Here is a 359-nt window from a genome sequence, read left to right as displayed (position 1 = left end):
GTCTGTCCATCAGTTGGTTGAGAACACGGATGAGACCTACTGCCTCGACAACGAGGCCCTCTACGACATCTGCTTCCGTACCCTCAAGCTCACCACGCCAACCTACGGAGACCTGAACCATCTCGTCTCGGCCACCATGAGCGGCGTCACCACCTGCCTCCGTTTCCCGGGCCAGCTTAATGCTGACCTTCGAAAGCTGGCTGTCAACATGGTGCCATTCCCACGTCTCCACTTCTTCATGCCTGGCTTTGCCCCCTTGACCAGCCGGGGCAGCCAGCAGTACCGTGCCCTGACAGTTCCTGAGCTCACCCAGCAGATGTTTGATGCCAAGAACATGATGGCTGCCTGTGATCCAAGAC

1 protein-coding gene is annotated in these 359 nt (G+C 57.9%); it reads left to right on the top strand.

Features of this window, described 5'->3' with window-relative positions:
* Window positions 1-136: 136 nt before the first annotated feature.
* Window positions 137-359: hypothetical protein (locus tag MN204_RS21805; RefSeq protein WP_498043952.1), on the top strand; the 223-nt coding region annotated here is incomplete at its 3' end.

This window comes from Oceanobacillus saliphilus (genome assembly GCF_023522835.1).
GTDB classification, from domain to species: Bacteria; Bacillota; Bacilli; order Bacillales; family Amphibacillaceae; genus Oceanobacillus; species Oceanobacillus saliphilus.
This window is presented reverse-complemented; position numbering and strand designations above follow the sequence as displayed.